This is a genomic window from Actinacidiphila acididurans, from assembly GCF_016918855.1.
Taxonomy (GTDB): Bacteria; Actinomycetota; Actinomycetes; order Streptomycetales; family Streptomycetaceae; genus Actinacidiphila; species Actinacidiphila acididurans.
The window spans coordinates 38,084-56,193 of the sequence record NZ_JADKYB010000024.1 but is presented as its reverse complement, the minus strand read 5'-3'; the positions used below and the strand labels follow the sequence as shown (position 1 = coordinate 56,193).

Annotated in this window: 19 protein-coding genes; 8 read left to right on the top strand and 11 right to left on the bottom strand. The window is 72.5% G+C overall.

What is annotated here, in order from left to right; genetic code table 11:
* Window positions 1–57: 57 nt before the first annotated feature.
* From ITX44_RS33090 to ITX44_RS33065, 6 genes are read right to left on the bottom strand one after another with little or no spacing between them, the layout of a single operon-like run.
* On the bottom strand, window positions 58–1,170 hold the full coding sequence (locus tag ITX44_RS33090; RefSeq protein WP_307795604.1) for a cytochrome P450 family protein: 1,113 nt from the start codon (window positions 1,168–1,170) through the stop codon (window positions 58–60).
* Window positions 1,167–2,621: a cytochrome P450 gene (locus ITX44_RS33085; RefSeq protein WP_236062144.1), complete on the bottom strand. Its 1,455-nt coding sequence runs from the start codon at window positions 2,619–2,621 to the stop codon at window positions 1,167–1,169. Before ITX44_RS33085 ends, ITX44_RS33090 begins: the two co-directional genes overlap by 4 nt.
* A complete protein-coding gene (locus ITX44_RS33080; RefSeq protein ID WP_205362162.1) occupies window positions 2,618–3,220 on the bottom strand; it encodes a GTP-binding protein in 603 nt (200 codons plus the stop codon). Before ITX44_RS33080 ends, ITX44_RS33085 begins: the two co-directional genes overlap by 4 nt.
* On the bottom strand, window positions 3,198–3,557 hold the full coding sequence (locus tag ITX44_RS33075) for a DUF742 domain-containing protein (protein ID WP_205362160.1): 360 nt from the start codon (window positions 3,555–3,557) through the stop codon (window positions 3,198–3,200). Before ITX44_RS33075 ends, ITX44_RS33080 begins: the two co-directional genes overlap by 23 nt.
* Window positions 3,554–3,982 (bottom strand): roadblock/LC7 domain-containing protein, encoded by a 429-nt coding sequence (locus ITX44_RS33070; protein ID WP_205362158.1) that lies wholly within the window; start codon window positions 3,980–3,982, stop codon window positions 3,554–3,556. Before ITX44_RS33070 ends, ITX44_RS33075 begins: the two co-directional genes overlap by 4 nt.
* Window positions 3,979–5,436, bottom strand: a complete 1,458-nt coding sequence (locus ITX44_RS33065) for an ATP-binding protein (protein WP_205362156.1) — start codon at window positions 5,434–5,436, stop codon at window positions 3,979–3,981. The genes ITX44_RS33070 and ITX44_RS33065 overlap by 4 nt, the downstream gene beginning before the upstream one ends.
* A gap of 573 nt (window positions 5,437–6,009) precedes the next feature.
* Here ITX44_RS33065 and ITX44_RS33060 point away from each other — a divergent pair.
* From ITX44_RS33060 to ITX44_RS33050, 3 genes are read left to right on the top strand one after another with little or no spacing between them, the layout of a single operon-like run.
* The gene (locus ITX44_RS33060) at window positions 6,010–7,356 is read left to right on the top strand and encodes a serine/threonine-protein kinase (RefSeq protein WP_205362155.1); all 1,347 of its coding nucleotides are present in this window, start codon (window positions 6,010–6,012) and stop codon (window positions 7,354–7,356) included.
* The gene (locus ITX44_RS42400) at window positions 7,349–7,951 is read left to right on the top strand and encodes an effector-associated constant component EACC1 (protein ID WP_205362153.1); all 603 of its coding nucleotides are present in this window, start codon (window positions 7,349–7,351) and stop codon (window positions 7,949–7,951) included. The genes ITX44_RS33060 and ITX44_RS42400 overlap by 8 nt, the downstream gene beginning before the upstream one ends.
* A 4-nt stretch (window positions 7,952–7,955) precedes the next feature.
* Window positions 7,956–9,071, top strand: a complete 1,116-nt coding sequence (locus tag ITX44_RS33050; RefSeq protein ID WP_205362151.1) for a caspase, EACC1-associated type — start codon at window positions 7,956–7,958, stop codon at window positions 9,069–9,071.
* A gap of 49 nt (window positions 9,072–9,120) precedes the next feature.
* Here ITX44_RS33050 and ITX44_RS33045 read toward each other — a convergent pair whose 3' ends face one another.
* Window positions 9,121–9,702 carry a TetR/AcrR family transcriptional regulator gene (locus ITX44_RS33045; protein ID WP_205362149.1) on the bottom strand — a complete coding sequence of 194 codons (582 nt, stop codon included), beginning with the start codon at window positions 9,700–9,702 and terminating at the stop codon, window positions 9,121–9,123.
* Between the two features lie 87 nt (window positions 9,703–9,789).
* Here ITX44_RS33045 and ITX44_RS33040 point away from each other — a divergent pair, with 87 nt between their 5' ends.
* The 3 genes from ITX44_RS33040 to ITX44_RS33030 all read left to right on the top strand — a co-directional run bounded on the left by ITX44_RS33040 (window position 9,790) and on the right by ITX44_RS33030 (window position 11,441).
* Entirely contained in the window at window positions 9,790–10,251 is a 462-nt protein-coding gene (locus tag ITX44_RS33040; protein ID WP_205362147.1) for a nuclear transport factor 2 family protein, read from the top strand.
* Window positions 10,252–10,485: 234 nt separating this feature from the next.
* On the top strand, window positions 10,486–10,809 hold the full coding sequence (locus ITX44_RS33035; protein WP_205362145.1) for a hypothetical protein: 324 nt from the start codon (window positions 10,486–10,488) through the stop codon (window positions 10,807–10,809).
* A gap of 98 nt (window positions 10,810–10,907) precedes the next feature.
* Window positions 10,908–11,441 carry a hypothetical protein gene (locus ITX44_RS33030; protein ID WP_205362143.1) on the top strand — a complete coding sequence of 178 codons (534 nt, stop codon included), beginning with the start codon at window positions 10,908–10,910 and terminating at the stop codon, window positions 11,439–11,441.
* A gap of 98 nt (window positions 11,442–11,539) precedes the next feature.
* On the opposite strand, the gene ITX44_RS33025 is transcribed toward ITX44_RS33030, so the two are convergent.
* Complete coding sequence (locus tag ITX44_RS33025) at window positions 11,540–13,042, bottom strand: hypothetical protein (protein ID WP_307795603.1); 1,503 nt, start codon at window positions 13,040–13,042, stop codon at window positions 11,540–11,542.
* Window positions 13,043–13,848: 806 nt separating this feature from the next.
* Here ITX44_RS33025 and ITX44_RS33020 point away from each other — a divergent pair.
* Both ITX44_RS33020 and ITX44_RS33015 read left to right on the top strand, forming a co-directional pair.
* Window positions 13,849–14,382, top strand: coding sequence for a hypothetical protein (locus ITX44_RS33020; protein ID WP_205362141.1), 534 nt, complete (start codon window positions 13,849–13,851; stop codon window positions 14,380–14,382).
* 22 nt (window positions 14,383–14,404) lie between these two features.
* Window positions 14,405–15,133 (top strand): hypothetical protein, encoded by a 729-nt coding sequence (locus ITX44_RS33015; RefSeq protein ID WP_205362140.1) that lies wholly within the window; start codon window positions 14,405–14,407, stop codon window positions 15,131–15,133.
* A 3-nt stretch (window positions 15,134–15,136) separates the two neighbouring features.
* On the opposite strand, the gene ITX44_RS33010 is transcribed toward ITX44_RS33015, so the two are convergent.
* Genes ITX44_RS33010 through ITX44_RS33000 form a run of 3 tightly spaced genes read right to left on the bottom strand, consistent with a single transcriptional unit; the run spans window position 15,137 to window position 18,098 of the window.
* Entirely contained in the window at window positions 15,137–15,787 is a 651-nt protein-coding gene (locus tag ITX44_RS33010; protein WP_205362138.1) for a LutC/YkgG family protein, read from the bottom strand.
* Window positions 15,784–17,262 (bottom strand): LutB/LldF family L-lactate oxidation iron-sulfur protein, encoded by a 1,479-nt coding sequence (locus ITX44_RS33005; protein ID WP_205362136.1) that lies wholly within the window; start codon window positions 17,260–17,262, stop codon window positions 15,784–15,786. Before ITX44_RS33005 ends, ITX44_RS33010 begins: the two co-directional genes overlap by 4 nt.
* Window positions 17,259–18,098: a (Fe-S)-binding protein gene (locus ITX44_RS33000; RefSeq protein WP_205362135.1), complete on the bottom strand. Its 840-nt coding sequence runs from the start codon at window positions 18,096–18,098 to the stop codon at window positions 17,259–17,261. Before ITX44_RS33000 ends, ITX44_RS33005 begins: the two co-directional genes overlap by 4 nt.
* Between the last annotated feature and the right edge of the window lie 12 nt (window positions 18,099–18,110).

Below are 18,110 nucleotides of genomic sequence, written 5' to 3'. Positions count from 1 at the left end.
AAGGGGCCCGGTCCCCGGTGCCGTACGACACCGCAAGCCGGGCCCCCTGACCGCGGATCAGCCCGCCGACGTCCCCGTCAGCAGCACCGGAAGGCTCCGGTGGCCGTTGGAGATGAAGGACTCGACGGGGGAAAGATCGGCGGGCGGGACCGCGAGGGCGAGGTCCGGGAAGCGGTCGAAGAGCGCCGGGAGGGCGATCGCCGCTTCCAGCCGGGCCAGTGGGGCGCCCAGGCAGTGGTGCACGCCGTGGCCGAAGGCCAGGTGTTCCTTGTTCACGCGGGTGACGTCGAAGCGGTCGGCGTCGGAGCCGTGCAGGGCGGGGTGCCGTCCGGCGGCCGCGTAGGCGGCCAGGATCGCCTCGCCCTTGGCTATGTGCACGTCGCCGGCGTCGATGTCGTCCACCGCGTACCGCAGCGGGAGGTTCGCCACCGGCGCCTCCGCCCGCAGCGTCTCCTCGACGACGTCGGACCAGGTCGCCTGCCCCTTGCGGACGAGGTCGAGCTGGTCGGGGCGGGTGAGCAGGGCGTGGACAGCGTTGTCGAGCAGGTTGACGGTGGTCTCGTGGCCCGCGCTGATCATCAGCAGCAGGGTGTCGACCAGTTCGCTCTCGGCCAGCCGGGAGCCGTCCTCCTCGCGCGCCGCGATCAGCACGCTGGTCATGTCGTCGCCGGGCTCCCGCCGCTTGAGCGCAACCAGGTCGGAGAGCACGGTGTGCATGTCCTGGAAGGTGGCCGCGGCCTCCTCCGGAGTGACCGCCGTGTTGAAGATGCTGTCCACCAGGCGGCGCAGCTCATCGCGGGTGTCGTCCTCCGGGACGCCGAACAGCTCGCTGATCACCTGGATCGGGATCGGGTAGCAGTACTCCTCGCGCAGGTCGACCGCCGTGCCGGGCGCGGTCGCGGCCAGGCCGTCCAGCAGGCCGGCCGCGATCGACTCGATCCGCGGCCGCAACGCCTCGGTCCGGCGGGCGGTGAACGCCACCGAGACCAGCTTGCGCAGCCGCCGGTGGTCGCCGCCGTACGCGGTGAACATGTTGGTCACCGCGACCCAGGTGAACAGCGGCCAGTCCGGGGTGATCTCACCCCTGGCCCAGGCCCCCCAGTGCTGCCGCGGGTCCTTGGACACGCGCGGGTCGGTGAGCAGGTCCTTCAGCACACCCGGGTCGGTCACCGCCCACGCAGCCACCTGCCCGGGAAGTTCCACCAGCGCCGCCGGCCCGTGTTCGCGTAAGCGGGCTCCTTCGCCGTGGATGTCGGGCCCGGACGGGTCGATGACGACGGGGTGGGATCGCTGATCCATGAACTGACTCCAGAGGACTCGTCGTTCGCTTCGCCGCGTTCGGCAATGGCCGGGAAGCGCACCGGAAGGGCGGCGAGCGCCCGGTGGAAGGGACCCTGCCGCCATTCCAACTGCTCTACCCCGACTGCGAGTTCGACATCCGGGAGGCGGTCGAGAAGTTTTTCGACGGCGACCGCGGCGATCAGCCGGGCGGGGCTCTTGGCCGGGCAGGTGTGCGGGCCGGCGCTCCACGCGAGGTGGGCCCGGTTGCCGCCGCGCCGGTCGGCGGCCAGGCTCGGGTCGGTGTTGGCGGCGGCCAGGCTGATCAGGACCGGCTCGCCCTCGCGCAGCGGGGTGCCGTCCAGTTCCAGGTCGCGCAGCGGGTAGTGGATGGCGTAGTTGGCCATGGGCGGGTCGGCCCACAGCACCTCGTCCAGCGCGTCCTCCACCGGCAGGCTGCCGCCGGCCAGGTCGCCCGCGAAGCGGTCGTCGGACAGCAGCAGGCGCAGCGCGTTGCAGATCAGGTTCTGCTGCGGCTCGGTCCCCGCGCCCATCAGCACCACCAGTTGGTGCATCATCTCCTCGTCGCTGAGCTGCGCCGGGTGGGCCATCAGCCAGGACGTCACGTCGGCCCGCGGCTTGGCGCGCTTGAGGGCGACCAGTTCGGCCACGCCCTCGGTGAGGATCGCGTTGGCCTTCTCCGAGTCGGCGTTGCTGTCGAAGATCCCGGACATGCCGACGACCAGCTTCTCCCCGATGTCCGGCGGGCAGCCGAACATCTGGTTGAAGACCAGCAGCGGCAGCAGCGCGCCGTACTGGCCGCGCAGGTCCGCCTCGCCCTTGGGGCCGAACTCGTCGATGAGGTGGTCGGCGGCCGACTCGACATAGCCGCGCAGCGCGTTGGGGTCCACCCGGCCGAGGCTGTCGGTGATGGCGCCGCGCAGCCGGGCGTGCTCGTCGCCGTCCGTCCACAGCGCGTTGGGCCGGTACATCATCATCGGCACGACCGGGCTGTCGGCCGGCACGGTGCCGTCGGCCAGCGCCCGCCAGCGCCGCGGGTCCTTGGCGAAACGTTCCGGGCTGCGCAGCACCTCGAGCGCGGTGTCGTAGCCGACGACGAGCGAGGCGTCCACGCCGGGGGCGAGTTCCACCGGCGCGACCGTGCCGTGGGCGGCGCGCAGCCGGGCGTAGGTCGCGCCGGGGTCGGCCGCGAAGGCCGCGCCGTGCAGGGCGGCCCGGCCGGTCGCGCCGTCGCCGCCGGCGTGGGCCGGGCAGCCGGGCGGCGGCACGGCCCCGGACGCGGCCGGGGGTACGGCGCCGGAGGCTGGGGAGGTGGTGCTCATCGCTGCTCCTGGGCGGGTGTGCGGGTCTGGAGGTATTCCACGAGGGAGATCAGCGCCTTGGTGGAGGAGCCGGCCTCGCGGGCGTCGCAGGTGACGAGGGGGGTCTCGGGAAGCAGGTCCAGGGCCTCGCGGATCTCCTCCTCCGGGAAGAGCGGGGCGCCCTCGAACTGGTTGACGGCCACCGCGTACGGCATGCCGTGCTCCTCCAGCAGGCCCATGATGTCGAAGGACGCGTCCAGCCGCCGGGTGTCGGCGAGCACCAGGGCGCCCAGCGCGCCGTACATCATGTCCTTCCACAGCCGGGTGAAGCGTTTCTGGCCGGGGGCGCCGAACAGGTAGAGCACGAGGTGGTCGTTGAGGGTGATCCGGCCGAAGTCCATGGCCACGGTGGTGGTGGTCTTCTCCGGGCTGCCGGCCAGGTCGTCCACGTGCGCCCCGGCCTGGGTCATGATCTCCTCGGTGCGCAGCGGCCGGATCTCGGAGAGCGTGCCGACGAACGTCGTCTTGCCGACCGCGAAGTGCCCGACGACCAGGATCTTGACCGCGGCTCTGACCGAGTCCGAGAGGTAGACCTGGTCAGAGACGGGAGCGGAGCCCATCGAGCACCTCCTGCAGGATGCGGGCGTCGGGGAGTTCGGTCCGGGGGATGGGGGCCCGGGCGGTGAGGTGACCGCTGTCGATCAGGTCGCTGACCAGCACCTTGGTGACGCTGATGGCCAGGTTCAGGTGGCCGGCCACCTCGGCGAGCGACAGCGCGCCCGGCCGGCACAGCTCCACGACCCTGCGTTTTTCCGGGCTGAGTCCGGTCAGCGGGCGGCTGCCGGTGCCGTTGACGAGGGTGACCAGGTCGAGTGTGTTGCGCGTGGGGTGGGCGCGCCCGTCCGTGACGACGTACGGGCGGACCAGCCCCCGCTCGCGCCGCAGCGGCGGGGTCATGACGGGCTGGCGCCGGGGGCCATGGCCGCGTCCTCGCGCGGCGGGCTGGTCAGTTCCTTGCCGAGCCGGTCGACCAGCTTCTGCATGCGATAGGTGACCGTCTCCATGTCCACGTGCTGCGTGGCCGAGACCGCCAGGTACGCGCCCGCGCCGGCCGCGACCAGGAACACGTACCCGTCGGCGAACTCCACCAGAGTCTGCCGCCACGGCGAGTGCTCGTCGCCGCAGAACTCGGCGGTGCTGCGGCTGATCGACTGGAGGCCGGACAGCGCGGCCGCCTGGCGTTCGGCCTCGTCCCGGCCGATGCCCTGGGAGTGGGAGCGGAGCATCCCGTCGGCCGAGAGCAGGATCGCGTGGCGCGCCTCGGGGACCTTCAGGACCTCGTCGAGCATCCAGCCCAGCTCGTTGGTCATGTGGTCGTTCATTCCTGCGGGATCCCTTCGTCGTCTGCGGTTGCGGCGCGCCCGCTGCGGGTGCCGCGGGCGAAAGCTCCCATGCGGGTGGCGGTCTCGTACGCCGGCCGGGTGGCGGTGGCGGGCTCGTCGTCCGCGGGGTCCGGGGCGGTCTGCGCGGTCGCGGCCTCGGTCGGGGTACGCCGGCGGCGCCGGGGCAGGCCGCCGGCGGTGGCGGCGGCCGGGGAGCCCTCGTCCTCGTGGTCCGGGGCGTCCTGGGCGGGCGCGTCGGCCGGGCTCGTGGTGTCGGTCAGGGCGGCGGGGCCGGCCGGTACGGTCTGCGCCGGGTCCGCGAGCAGGCCGGCGGGCGGTGTGTCGGGAGCCGCCGGGAGGACGTGGGTGCCGCGGGTGGGCAGCGTCGCCGTGCGGGTGCCGCCGCCCGGCGCCGGGGTGCGCGCGCCCCGCACCGGTGCCGTGACCGTCGAACCCGCCGTCGCCAGCAGCGACTTGGGCAGGAACACCACGGCCCGCACGCCCCCGTACGGGGAGCGGGAGTCGACCGAGACGGTGAACCCGTAGCGGGCGGCGAGCACTCCGATGACGGCGAAGCCGAACTGCGGCGGGTCGCCGAGCCGGTTGATGTCGATGTCCTCGGTGCCCGACAGCCGCCGGCCCGCCTCCTCGATCTCGCCGGAGTCCATGCCGACCCCGGCGTCGTCGATCACCACGGACACCCCGTTGTGCGCGGAGCGGATGTTGACCTCGACCGAGGTGTTGGGCTGCGAGTGGCGTGCCGCGTTGTCCAGCAGCTCGGCGACCGCGAGGACCACCGGCTCGACCGCGCGGCTGGTGACGTCGATGTCGGCGGCCGAGTGGATCTCGACCCGCCGGTAGTCGCGGATGCGGGAGGTCGCGCCGCGTACGACATCGATCAGCGGGGAGGCGGCCCGCTGCCGGCCCGGCCAGGACCCGCAGAGCACGGCGATGGCCTGCGCGCGGCGGCCGAACTGGGAGTTGGCGTGGTCGATCTCCAGCAGGTCCTGGAGGACGTGCGGGCTGTCGTGCCGGTCCTGCATGTCGGAGATGGACAGCTGCTGCTCGTTGGCCAGGGCCTGCAGCGCGCGCATCGCCGCCTTGAGGGTGGCCTTCGCCGAGTGGTCGGCCCGGGTGCGGGCGGTCTCGGCGGCGCCGGTGAACCGGTCCACGACCTGCTGCAGGGACCGGGCGAAGTCGGTGCCGAACAGGCCCCCGTCGAGCAGTCCGGGCAGCGGCTGGCCGCCGGCCCAGTGGTTCTCCTCCAGCGCGGTCAGCCGGACCTCGACCAGGTGCCGGACCTCCGCGTCACGGCCGCGCAGCGTCTTTTCCGCCGCGGCCAGCCGTCTGCGCAGGGCCGCCGCGGCCCGGTACTGACGCAGCGACAGGACCAGCCCCGCGAGCGCCACGGCGGCGACGCACCAGAACACCGCCTCCGGTATGTGTCGTGTCATCGGATCCTCGTGTGCTGGGACGTGGTGGGAGCCGACCGAGGCAGGGCGGAGCGGACGGACGCGAAGGGAGGGAACGCTCAGGAACGCCTGTCGGCGCTCCAGGGGCATTCCGGCCGGTCGAGCCGGAACAGGGCGCACGGGATACCGATGTGTCGCCCGGACGCTGCGCCCACCATGGGCGGGGAGTGGCAGTCATCCTAGCCATGACGCAGAGCCGCGAGTCACCTACTGTCCGGAACTTCTTTGCCCTGCCTGTACCTTCCGTACGGGTGTTCCCCCTGGCAGAACTCACGATTTCCGGCACTGCCGCCGAGAGCGGTCAGATTCCCTTTTCCGCCCTTCTACCGGGAGGTGACGGGCATGTCCGCGGGCGGATTGCCCTGGCTTCTACGGGAGAAGGCGGCACATGGCCGCACTTCCTACCGGGAATTGTGGTGTTCGTCATGCGGGCAGTGCCGGGAGCGCTTCGGGGCACCGCTCGGCTTCGGGGCCGGGACCCGCGGCAGGCACCGAACGCCGAACGTACGGGCGGCATAGGATCGTTCCACGCGCACGTCACGGGGGAGGAAGCGGATGACGACAGGCGGCACGGTCCTCGCCGACCGCTACCGGTTACTGCGGCCGCTCGGCAGCGGTGGCACCAGCCGGGTCCACGAGGCGGAGGACCTGGCCCTGGGCCGCCGGGTCGCGGTCAAGGTCCTCACCGAGGGCCCGGGGCCCGCCGACCCGGTCGCCCTCCAGCGCTTCCGGCGTGAGGCCGAGACGCTGGCCAGGATCAGCTCCCCCTTCGTGGTCGGGGTGCTGGACGTCGGGGTGGGCGGTTCGGAGCCGTCGTATCTGGTGATGGAACTCCTCGACGGCGTCGAACTCGACGTCCTGGTGGAGGATCGCGGCGCGCTGCCGCCCGACATGGCCGAGGCGGTCGCCGCGGGCATCTGCGCGGGCCTGCTGGTGGTCCACGAGGCGGGCGTGGTCCACCGGGATGTCAAACCGTCCAATGTGATGATCACAAGGACCGGCCGGGTCGTCCTCCAGGACTTCGGGCTCGCCCGCGCCGTCGACAACACCCCGGTGACCGAACTGGGCGAGGTCGTCGGCACCCCGCGCTATCTGCCGCCGGAGACGCTGCGCGGCGCCTCCCCGCGGCCGGCCGCCGACCTGTACGGGCTCGGCACCTGCCTCTACACCATGCTCACCGGGCGGCACCCGTTCACCGGCGAAGAGGAGATCGCGCCGATCATCTTCCAGGTCGTGGACAGCGGCCTGCCCCGGCTGGGCGGCACCGCCGGCATCCCCGCGCGGCTCGCCGAACTCACGGACGCGCTCACCGAACGCGACGCCGAGCGCCGCCCGGCGAGCGCGGCCGACGTCCTGGGCCGGCTGGAGACGGCGACGTCCCCGGAGACCGTACGGCGGCTGCGCGACCTGGTCGCCGACTGCATCCGCGAGCAGGCGCTCGCCACGGTGGCGCGGCTCGGCGAGACCCGGGGCGGCACGGCAGCTCCCACCACCTCCGTGCCGGCCGGTGATGCCGCCGAGGACATCTCGGGGCTGCGGATGACCGGCGCCCCGGCGCCGGCCCAGGCCTGGCCGGGCGCGGCCGGACCCGGCCCGCTCGGGCTGAGCGGCACCACCCAGCAGATGGTCATGAGCGGCATGACCGACGCGAAGGCGACCTCCCGGCTGCGCGAGGCGGTCAACCTCGTGCACCGCGGCGACCTCCAGGAAGCGGTACGCATCCTCGGCACCCTGGCCCGGGTCTGCCCCACGTCGCTGGGCCGGGACCATCCCACGACACTGGCCGCCCAGTTCTGGCAGGCGATGTGCCTGTCCCGGCTCGGCGCGGGCGGGGAGGCCGTCGCCCTGTTCTCGGCGGTGAACGAGCGCTGCGAGGCGGAGAGGAGCACCGGGCGTGGTTGAGATCGAGGTCGGCCTGGCCGCGGCCGTCCCGGAGGACACCGAGGACGACCTGCGGTCGCTGCTGCGCTGGCTGCGCGCGGACGAGAGCCTGGCGGGCCGCGCGGACGGCCAGGTGCGCGACGGGGCGCCGCCCCGGCCCGGGCAGATGGGCACGGCGTTCGACATCCTGCAACTCACCCTCGGGTCGGGGCTGTCGGCGGCGTCGCTGGTGGTGTCCGTCCTCCAGTGGCGCGACGCCCACCGCCGCCCGCCCGCTCTCGTCCTGCGGCGCGGCGAGGCGACGGTCGAGGTCCCGGCGACCGGTGAGGTGGACGCGGCCGCGCTCGTCCAGGCGGTAGTGCTCCTAGCGGAAGAGCCACCGGTGATGATGCCCGCCGCGGCGGCGCCTCCCGTACCGGTGGCGGCTCCCGCACCTGCCGCGGCACCTCCCGTTCCGGCGGCGGCTCCCGCACCTGCGGCGCCACCTCCCGCCCCGGTGGCGGCACCTGCGCGGGTCGCGGACGCCGTACCGGCCGGGGACGCCGTACCCACCGGGGCCGAGCAGAGCACGCACCCACTCACGGGGGAGCCGGCGGGTGACGGAACGCCTTCCTGATCCGATGCGGTCGCGCGCCGTCCTGGTCGGCACCGCGGCGTATCACCAGCTCGAACAGCTCCCCGCGGTGGGCGCCAATCTGCGCGACCTCGCCCAGGCGCTCGGCGACCCCATGCTGTGGGGGCTGCCCGACGGGAACTGCCTGGTCGTCGCCGACCCGCAGAGCTCCTCCGCGCTGCTGGATCCGGTGCAGCGGGCGGGCGAGGACGCCGACGACACGCTGCTCGTGTACTACGCGGGCCACGGCCTGCGGGACGCCGACTCCGCCGACCTCTACCTCGCGCTGACCGGCTCCCGGGCCAACACCGGCTACACCGCGGTTGCCTACCAGCACCTGCGCACCGTGGTCCGGCAGTCCCGGGCGCGGCGCAAAATCATCGTGCTGGACTGCTGCTTCAGCGGGCGGGCGGCCCGGGCACTGGCCGGCGGCATCGCGGACGAGACGGCCGTGGACGGCGCGTACGTGCTCGCCGCGTCCCCGAAGGACCGGGTGGCGCTTGCGCCGGACGGCGAGATGCACACCGCCTTCACCGGCGAACTCCTGGACATCCTGCGGCTCGGCATCGACGACGGGCCGGAGCTGATCGACCTGGAGACGATCTACCAGGAACTCGACCTGCGCCTGCGGGCCAAGAACCGTCCCCGGCCGCAGCGCCACCAGGAGAACAACACCGGCCGGCTGCCGCTGGTCCGCAACCGCGCCGCGGCCGCGGCTCCGGTGCCGGCCGGACCCGTACTCCGCGAGGAGGTGCGCGCCGCGATGCTCAGCGCCGGGCTGAGCCTGGCCCGGCTGCTGCGGTCGGCGGGGCGCAGCCGGGACGCGCTGCCGGTGCTGCGGCTCGTCCTCCAGGAAGGCGCGCCCGATCCCGGCGCCCACACCTATGCCGTCCAGCTCGAACTGGCCGAACTCCTCGCCGACACAGGGCAGAGCAGGGAGGCCGTCGAGGTGCTGGAGCAGGCGTTCCTGGCCACCCACAAGTCCTTCGGCCCGGAGGCCGTCCTGGTCTGCCGCCGGCTCGCCGACCTCCTCCAGGAGTCCGGCAACCACATCCAGGCCTGCGAGGTCCTCAAGCACGCGCTGGACCTGATGGAGTACGGCTCCCACGAGCGCGCCGGCTGAGCGGCGTGACCCGGTCTGCCGGTACGGCGCCCGCTCCGGGGCGGCGAGGTCATCCCGGCTCGGGGGCTGCCGCTTCGAGCAGCGTGGCGACGGCCGTGCGGGCGTGGCGGGCCGGGGCAGGGTCGCCGGTGATGGCGGCCGTCACAATCGCTCCTTCGGCGAGGAGGTGGACCGGTTCGGCCGACGGTATCCCGGTGGGCCGGACCCATGCGGCGATCTGGTCGTGGAACGCCCGCTTGTGGGACCGGACTTCGGCGAGCACCGGCTCGGACGACGTACCCAGTTCGCCGAACGCGTTGGTCCAGGCGCAGCCGCGGAAATCGGGTTCGGCGAACCACCGGGCGAGCCAGTCGAAGATCGCCAGGACGCGCTCGCGGGGGTCCGCGGTCCCTTCCACGTAGGCGGCCAGGTTTCCCCGCCACCGCTGGTCGCGGTTTCTGAGCATCGCCACGACGAGGTCCTCCTTCGTGGCGAAAAGCCGGTATATGCGCTTCAGCGGCAGGCCGGACGCCGCCCGGACCTCGTCCATGCCGACGGCCTGGATGCCGCGTGCGTAGAAGAGCCGCTCCGCCGCGTCGAGCAGCGCGTGGCGGTCCAGGCGGCTTTGTTCCTCGGTGACCGGGGCCGGCATGCGGGGCTCCTTGACGTTGAGAACGGTCGTTCTCTATCGTAGGTCACCTCGACGGAGAACGTACGTTCTCGACGCAAGGAGGCCGTGATGCCCGAAGACCGCCCGCCCTACCCCCCGTTCACCCGGGAAACAGCCCTGCAGAAGGTCCAGGCGGCCGAGGACGCGTGGAACACCCGCGATCCGGAGCGGGTCGCCTCGGCCTACACCCCGGATTCGGTGTGGCGCAACCGCGGCGCCTTCGTGACCGGCCGCGAGGAGATCGTCGCCTTCCTCACCCGCAAGTGGGAGCGCGAACTCGACTACGCCCTGCGCAAGAGCCTGTGGGCCTTCCACGAGAACCGCATCGCCGTCCGCTTCCAGTACGAGTGCCACGACGCGACGGGCCAATGGTGGCGCAGCTACGGCAACGAACTGTGGGAATTCGACGAGCACGGCCTCATGCTGCGGCGCGAGGCGAGCATCAACGATGTCGCCATCCAGGCAACCGACCGCCGTATCCACGGCCCCCGCCCCCGCGAGGAATTCGGGCTCGACATCCCACTCGAGTAATGCCCGGACAATGTCCGGAACAGGGCGTCCGCAAGAGGCTGCCCCGGGCGGTACCGTGCTGACCCTCGCGGGCAGGGACCGATCACCGTTACGATCGGCGCATGGCTTCCCGTCAGGCAGATGCCCCGTAGGTCCCCGCACGAGCTCCGCGCCGGACGGCCCGATGTCCCCAACCCGGCGCCGACCAGCACTCTGCTTGTCAGCAGGTGTCCCGGGGCGCCGCTGTGCACGGCGGTGCACACGTACCTGTTCGTCGACGGCCTCGACATGATCTCGCGCAGCGACAGCAGAGCGGTCGGCCTCCCCCCGAGCCACCTCCTCCGCCCCGGCGGCCCCCTCTACCCGACGGAAACCCCCCGCACGGTCAGCGTGGCCCACACGAGCCCCGGGCCCGCCCCGGACGAACTGCGCATCCGGGTCCACCTGCGCGGCGACACGGTCGTCTGGACCGACCTGACGTACCCGGGGCCCGACGACGAACCCGTCGAGGAAGCCCGCTTCCATCTCGGCCAGTACACGGCCGAGATCCAGCGGGCGTTTCTCGTCCTGCTCGGCTGAGGACCTTCGCTTCGGGGCGCCGGTGCGAAAACCGGCGTGTCGGACCGGGGCACTCGGTGCCAGCATGTAGATCCATTGGCCGGGGGGAACGGGGACGCATGGCGAACGAAGTGGTCACGGTCTGCCTGCCGGCGGACGCCCACCAGGACCTGCGTGCCGCGATCGAGGAGGCCATGGCCCCCTTCGACCTCAACGGCCGCCACGAGCCCTGCCAAGGGGAATGGGACAGCTGGTGGCTCGGCCGGCCGGGCGAGGAGTTCGACGTACTCCCCGGCCACGAAGACGACCCTCGCCTCGTGCGGGCGCTGGTGGACGCCCGCGGGGAGCCCCGCGACTGGACGGCCGGGCAGTGCGACGGGGGGCCGCGCGGCCTGCTCGACTTCAAGGGCATGCGCACCCGCGCCGCACAACTGGCCGCAAGCCTTGACCCCGCTCAGGCCCGTCACACCCCGTACGGAATGAGGCAACCCGAGTGGGTGATCCCTACGGACAACCTGCTCACCCTGGACGGAGCGTGGTTCTACGTCACGTCCGAACCCCGGGCGCCGCAGCAGTCCCTCGACTTCGCCAACACCTACCTTGACGGCCTCGCACCGGACGTCATGATCGTCCGCCTGCGCATCCACGGCTGATCGGCCACTGACCGGCTGACCGCACCGCGCCGGCATCCCCGATCAGGTGAAAGGGGAGGCCGTGGTCGGTGCGGTCAGCGGGTTGTTCGGGCTGGGTGTCAGAGGCCGTAGTCGCGGTGGACCGTGTAGGCGCACTCCGTGTAGACGTAGTCGGAGCGGAGGGTGGAGGTGTGGCTGGCGGGAGTGGTGGAGGGGTCGTCCACCGGCTTGTTGAGGAAGTACATGGTGCCGGCGGGGAGGTAGAGGGTCTTCTTCGCGTAGTTCTTGCTGCTGCTCTTGCAGGCGTGGGCGCTCGCGTCGGTTTCGGTGGCGTAGACGGAGCAGCCCGAGCAGCCCTTGATGGTGATGCTGCCGGTCACCTGGCCGGTGTAGAGGATCTGCACGGCGTCGGGGCTGTCGTTGGTGAACGTCATGGGGATGCTTCCGCCCGAGTCCAGCGTGGGCAGGTGCTTGCCGGCCGCCGGTTCGTTCTGGGCGACCTCGGCGGCGATGGCGATCTTCTTGGCGAGCGCCAAGTGGCCGTCGTGCGGGTAGCGGGTGATGAAGTCGTTGATCGTGGTGAGCGCGGTGTCGAAGTCGCCGCCCTTGTACTGGTGCACGCCGCAGGCGTACGTACCGGACTCCTCGTAGCCCGCGGCGCGCTGGGCGTCCTTGGCGAAGGCGTCGGCCATCCCCGCCTGCTTGCCGGGCAGGCCGGCGACGCTTCCGTCGAGCGCGCGTACGGTGCCGGTGGCCGCGCAGGGGTCGCTGCCCTTCAACTCCCGGGCGGCCTTGTCGATCGCCGCCCGGTAGGCCGGCTCGACCTTCGCGGCCTGGGGAGAGGCCGGAAACGTGGTCAGCAGCGTGCTGAAGTCCGTCTCGGCGGTGGACGAGGACGGGTCCTGGCTCAGCGACTGCGCGCCGCATTCGTACAGCGACGTCGCCAGCCGGTCGTCGGGCCAGGTGGCCAGCGTGCCCAGGGCCTTCTTGTCGAAGTGCGCCGGTACGGTGCGCAGGTACTGGAGCGGCTCGACCGCGTCGCAGTACTTCTTCTGGTCGTACGTCGCGCCGACCGCCGAGTAGTACGCCGTCAGGCTCGCCGGCACCCGCTTGGCGGCCCGCGACCCCGCGTGGTGGTCGTACAGGTCGCGGTAGGTGGCCAGCGCCTTGCCGTACTCGAACTTGGACGAGCCGAACGGCTGGGCCTTGGAGACCTGCACCAGGTGATCCGCCGTGGCGAGCCGGTCCAGCAGCATCTTCTGCGTCGCGTCGTCCTTCGCCCCGTTGTAGAGGACGACCCCGCCGACCGGCACGGCCAGCAGCACCAGGCCGAGGACGACGGCGACCGGCGACTTCGGCGGCCACGACAGGGGCCGGCGCAGCCCGCGGAAAGCACCGTGCACGGCCGCCAGCACCAGGAACACGGCATAGGCGGCGACCACCTTGCCGGACACCCCGTCCGCGTCCGCGGGCAGCGCGACCACCAGCAGCACGGCGGTCGCCACCAGGCACAGCACCAGCCCCGCCCAACGGCGCAGCAGCGCGTAACCGAGCCCGAGCCCGCTGAGGTTGAGCAGCCCGACGGCCACCGCCCGCAGCACGTCCGCGGGCCCGGCGGGCACAGGCTGCCCCTCAGCCGTCAGCGGCGTGGAACCGAGATACTCCACCGGCCCGTACGGCGAGGGCGGTACGGAAGGCGGCGGGCCGTACGGGGAGGGCGGCACGGGTGGAAGAGAGCTCCCGCCGGGGGCGTAGGGCGACGGAGGTACGTAGGGGCCGGCGGGGGCGGGCGGTTCGCCGGGCGCGGGCGGCGCAAAGGGTGCCGGGGCCCCGGCCGGCGGTGCCTGCGGTTCGCCGGGCACGGGCGGCGCGGTCGGCTCACCCCGCGGGGCGGGCTCGGCAAGCAGGAAATCCGCCGACGCGGAGTCAGCGGGAGTGGCCCCGTCTGGCTGGGCCGCCGATTCCTGGGCCGCCCCCGCCTCCCCCGGCTTCCGCGTCGCGTCCGCCCCGCCCGTGCCGTCCTGATCGTTCGTCGTCATGGCTGCTTCCCCCCAGAAGTCTTCGCGGGCGTCACTCCGCTCGCGCGGGGAGCTTATGGGGCGCCCCGCGTACGACGCCAATCGGATTGCGCGTCCTCATGGTCGCGCGGATCGGGGTATTTGCGAAGAAGGCCTCGTTGTCCGCTGCGGCCGGACGCTCCCCCGGCCAGGGCTCCACGCCCCGCGCAGGCCGACCTTGTTCGGCGGCTGCCGCAAGGCCGCGGATACGCCGCCGGACGCCGGCGAAAAAGCTCAGGCGGCAATGGTTTGCCCCGCCGGCCGACGCATCCCCATTGTTCCGCTCACGCGCCGGCCCAAAAAGAAAAGCTCGGCGCGTGTTCGGGATTCGGGTGGGCGGTTCGGCGGAGGCACTTCGGTAACCTCCAGCCGTGGACACCGTGCTCGACCTGATCATTACGTTCGCGGTCACTGGTGAGACCTTGGGGCTGTGGCCCGGCATGCCCGGCGGGGAGGCCGATCGGGTGCTGGGCCGCGGGACCGGGCTGGTGCCGACGGCGGGGACAGCGGGTGACGGTCCGATCGGGTTCAAGGACGGGAGCCTAGAGGTGTGGGTCTCCGCCGAGAGGCGGGTGGAGCTGCTCGGGTTCGACGAGGAGTCGGGCGGGCGGTTCCGTGCCCCGGCCTACGGCGGTGCCGGGGACGAGCGGCTGTGGGGGCCCTTCACCTGGGACGTGGTCACCGCGCGTCTCACGGCGGCCGGGTGCACGTGGAGTTCGTACGACGCCTTGACGTTCGCCGACCAGCAGGCCATCCGCACGCAGGCCGGCGTGTCCCTCCACTTCCGGCCCCCGGAGTCCGCACCGGACGCGCCCGTGCATACGTGGCTGCTGGAGGCGGCGTACAAGTCGTTCCCGCAGAACCCGCAGAATCCGCCGGGAACCGATCCCGGAGCGGTGCCGTAGCGGCTTGAAAGGAAGACATCGCATGGACGTGGTGGACACAGCGACGGACGCGGCGCCGAAAGCTGGGCCCTCAAGAGTCGCCGCCGCAATCGCGGCAGCGCTCGCCATCGGACTTCTGCTGACAGGGTGCTCGGACGCGGGCCACAGCGGGTCCGGGCCCGACTCCCCCGCTGTCGCCACTACCGACGGCGCGGCATCCCCCTCGGCGTCGGCCACCGCCTGGCCCACCGAGCCGAGCAGTGCCAACACGATTCCGCCGGACCTCAAGATCGCGCCCATAGCCGCGGGTTACACCGGCGCGTCCTTCGTGACCGCCCTGGCCCGCACCTGGCACATCACGCTGTCCGCCAGGAAGAGGAGCACTCAGCCGGGCGAGGCGCCGGTCCGGGTCTCGGGCGGGGTCGCCCACCCGGCGAAAAACCAGACCGTCGGCATCGACGTGGTGTGGGACGAGCACGGCAATCTGGAGAACCTCGTCTGCCGCGCCACCAGCGGCTACACCGCCCTGCTGCGGGACTGCGTCCGCCTGGACTACCCCGGCGCGAAACCGCAGGCCGCCCTCGGCTGGTTGACCTCCACCACCCCGCGGATGGACGCCGCCTTCAAGGCCTCCTCCGGGCGCCCCGTGGTGAGCCCGCTGTTCCGCAACGGTCCGGCCGCCACCCACCTCGACGAGCAGAACGTCAAGGAGTACGGCGGCCTGGTACGGATGACCGGCACCTTCGGGACGAGCCGCGGCGCCGCGCGGTGAGGCTCAGCCTGCGTCGTCGAGGAGTACGACGTCGAGGCGACGCGGGCCGTGCACCCCTTCGACCCGTTGCAGTTCGATGTCGCTGGTGGCGGAGGGGCCGGAGATCCAGGTCAACGGGCGGGTGGGAACGAGGCGTTCGAGGGCCTGGGGCAGGGAGGCGACGACCTGGCCGGGGGCGCGGATCACGCAGACGTGGTGGTCGGGGACGAGGGTGATGCGGCGGCGGCCCTGTGCGGGGCCGGCGTCCAGCACGATGGTGCCGGTCTCGGCGATCGCGAGGGCGCAGCCGGTGACGACACTGTCCACGCTGTCCAGGTCGTCATGGGTGGCGTCGGGCCGGTCCTCGACCCGGGTGGCGTCCACTGCCGCGGGCCATTGCGGGGGCAGGCCGGCCGGCACCAGGACCCGCCGTGCGCCGCGGTCGGTGAGCAGCCGCGCAATCAGCCCTGCCAGGCCCGCCGCATCCGTGCGATGGACGTGTGCCCGGTAGTCGGCGAGGTGCTCGGCCAGCAGGTCCACGGTCTGCTCCGTCGTACGCCGGCCGTGCTCGCGTACGTACGCGCGGGCGATGGCCTGTTCGTACGGTGTGGTGTCCGCGGGTGCCCCGGCGAGGGCCCGGCGGACCCGGCCCAGGACGATGTCTTTGCTGCTCACGGGGTGCCGCCCTTCGTGGTGTGGGTGCGCTGCCACCAGGCACGGAAGGACTGGGCGGGTACGGCGGGCAGGTCGCGGGTGTCGGTCCAGGCGCGACCGGGGCCGGGCAGGCGGCGGGAGTGGAGGCGGCGGGTGGCGGTGGCCGCGCGCCGGCCGGCAGCGAAGGCGGCCGGGTGCGTGAAGACCCAGCGGGCGGCGCGCATGGCCGCGCGTTCGGTGGTGTGGCCCTTGGCCGGCTCGAGCACCGTCTTGACGCCTCCCCGGACCGTCTCCCCGCCCTCGACGACGCGTTGGCGGAGGTGGACGAGGATGTCGGGGATGTCGATGGCGACGGGGCAGACGTCGTAGCAGGCTCCGCACAGGCTGGAGGCGTAGGGGAGGGAGGCGTCCAGTTCGGTTGCGGTGCCGCGCAGTTGTGGGGTGAGGATGGCGCCGATGGGGCCGGGGTAGGCGGAGCCGTAGGCGTGGCCGCCGGCGCGTTCGTAGACGGGGCAGACGTTCAGGCAGGCCGAGCAGCGGATGCAGCGCAGGGCCTGGCGGCCTACGGTGTCGGCGAGGGTGTCGGTGCGGCCGTTGTCCAGCAGCACCAGATGAAACTCCTTGGGGCCGTCGCCGTCGGTGGTGCCGGTCCACATGGTGGTGTAGGGGTTCATGCGTTCGGCGGTGGAGGAGCGGGGCAGGGTCTGGAGGAAGACTTCCAGGTCGCGGAAGGTCGGCACGATCTTCTCGATGCCGACCACCGAGATCAGGGTTTCGGGCAGGGTCAGGCACATGCGTCCGTTGCCCTCGGATTCCAGGACGACCAGGGTGCCGGTGTCGGCGACCATGAAGTTGGCTCCGGAGATGCCGACCTTGGTGTGCAGGAATTTCTGCCGCAGGTGCAGCCGGGCCGCCTCCGCCAACGCCGCCGGCTCATCGCTCAGGCCCTGCGGTGCGGGTCGTCCCCAGGCGGCCATCTGGGTGCGGAAGATGTCGCGGATCTCGGCGCGGTTCTTGTGGATCGCGGGGACCAGGATGTGCGAGGGCCGGTCGTCGCCCAACTGGACGATGAGTTCGGCCAGGTCGGTCTCGTAGGCGCGGATGCCCTGAGCGGCGAGGGCTTCGTTGAGGCCGATTTCCTGGGTGGCCATGGATTTGACCTTGACGACCTCGGTTTCGCCGGTGGCGTGGACGAGGTCGGTGACGATGCGGTTGGCCTCGTCGGCGTCGGCGGCCCAGTGGACGTGGCCGCCGGCGGCGGTGACGGCCTGTTCCAGTTGCTGGAGGTAGTGGTCGAGGTGGGCCAGGGTGTGGTCCTTGATCGCGGCTCCCGCGGCCCGCAACTCCCCCCAGTCGGAGAGTTCGCCGACCGCGACGGCGCGTTTGGCGCGGATGGTGTGGGTGGCGTGCCGCAGGTTCGCCCGCAACTGCCCGTCCCGCGTCGACTCCCGCGCCGCCACCGGAAACGACGGCAGACCGAGAAACGTACTGCTCATCGGTGTGTCCCTTCCCGGCGCGCGCGGGCCTCGGTGCCCGGGCGGCCGACGGTCATGTGGACAGGGGCGCCCGTGGCGGGCAGCCGCAACGGCTCCTCCCGCGTCGAGGCGAGGATCTCGGCAATGTGCACCGGGCGGATCGCGGTTCCCTGCCGGGCGATGGTGCCACCGAGGTGCATCAGGCAGGAGTTGTCCGCGGCGCACAGCACCTCGGCGCCGCTCCGTACCGCGTTGGCGACCTTGTCCGCGCCCATGGCGGCCGACACGTCGGAGTTCTTCACCGCGAAGGTGCCGCCGAAGCCGCAGCACTCCTCCGCCCCCGCCAACTCCCGTAGTTCCAGGCCCCGTACGGCTTCCAGCAGCCGCCGCGGGCGGTCGCCCAGGCCCAGCATCCGCAGGCCGTGGCAGGTGGGGTGATAGGTGACGGTGTGCGGGAAGTACGCGCCCACGTCCGTCACGCCGAGCACGTCCACCAGGAACTCGGTGAGTTCGTACGTCCTGGTCCCGGTGCCGGTCAGGTCCCTGGCGAGGCCGTCACCGCGGCCCTCGGCGCGGGCGCGCCCGCCGAGCCGCGGGTGGATGTCGCGCACCATCGCAGCGCACGAACCCGAGGGCGTGACCACGTAGTCGTAGTCGCGGAAGACCCGCGCGTGGCGGCGGGCAAGGGGTTCGGCCTCGTGCCGGTAGCCGGTGTTGTAGTGGGCCTGCCCGCAACAGGTCTGCGCCAGGGGGAAGTCGACCTCCACGCCCAGGCGCTCCAGCAGCCGTACCACCGCCCGACCGGTGTCGGGGTAGAGCGTGTCGTTGACGCAGGTGAGGAAGAGGGCGGCTCGCATGGCGGTCTCCAG

Excerpts from the sequence above, each read along its gene's own strand:
- ITX44_RS33085 (WP_236062144.1), bottom strand. The coding sequence starts at position 2,621 with ATGAGCACCACCTCCCCAGCCTCCGGCGCCGTACCCCCGGCCGCGTCC.
- ITX44_RS33080 (WP_205362162.1), bottom strand. The coding sequence starts at position 3,220 with ATGGGCTCCGCTCCCGTCTCTGACCAGGTCTACCTCTCGGACTCGGTC.
- ITX44_RS33075 (WP_205362160.1), bottom strand. The coding sequence starts at position 3,557 with ATGACCCCGCCGCTGCGGCGCGAGCGGGGGCTGGTCCGCCCGTACGTC.
- ITX44_RS33070 (WP_205362158.1), bottom strand. The coding sequence starts at position 3,982 with ATGAACGACCACATGACCAACGAGCTGGGCTGGATGCTCGACGAGGTC.
- ITX44_RS33065 (WP_205362156.1), bottom strand. The coding sequence starts at position 5,436 with ATGACACGACACATACCGGAGGCGGTGTTCTGGTGCGTCGCCGCCGTG.
- ITX44_RS33060 (WP_205362155.1), top strand. The coding sequence starts at position 6,010 with ATGACGACAGGCGGCACGGTCCTCGCCGACCGCTACCGGTTACTGCGG.
- ITX44_RS33050 (WP_205362151.1), top strand. The coding sequence starts at position 7,956 with ATGCGGTCGCGCGCCGTCCTGGTCGGCACCGCGGCGTATCACCAGCTC.
- ITX44_RS33045 (WP_205362149.1), bottom strand. The coding sequence starts at position 9,702 with ATGCCGGCCCCGGTCACCGAGGAACAAAGCCGCCTGGACCGCCACGCG.
- ITX44_RS33040 (WP_205362147.1), top strand. The coding sequence starts at position 9,790 with ATGCCCGAAGACCGCCCGCCCTACCCCCCGTTCACCCGGGAAACAGCC.
- ITX44_RS33030 (WP_205362143.1), top strand. The coding sequence starts at position 10,908 with ATGGCGAACGAAGTGGTCACGGTCTGCCTGCCGGCGGACGCCCACCAG.
- ITX44_RS33015 (WP_205362140.1), top strand. The coding sequence starts at position 14,405 with ATGGACGTGGTGGACACAGCGACGGACGCGGCGCCGAAAGCTGGGCCC.
- ITX44_RS33005 (WP_205362136.1), bottom strand. The coding sequence starts at position 17,262 with ATGAGCAGTACGTTTCTCGGTCTGCCGTCGTTTCCGGTGGCGGCGCGG.
- ITX44_RS33000 (WP_205362135.1), bottom strand. The coding sequence starts at position 18,098 with ATGCGAGCCGCCCTCTTCCTCACCTGCGTCAACGACACGCTCTACCCC.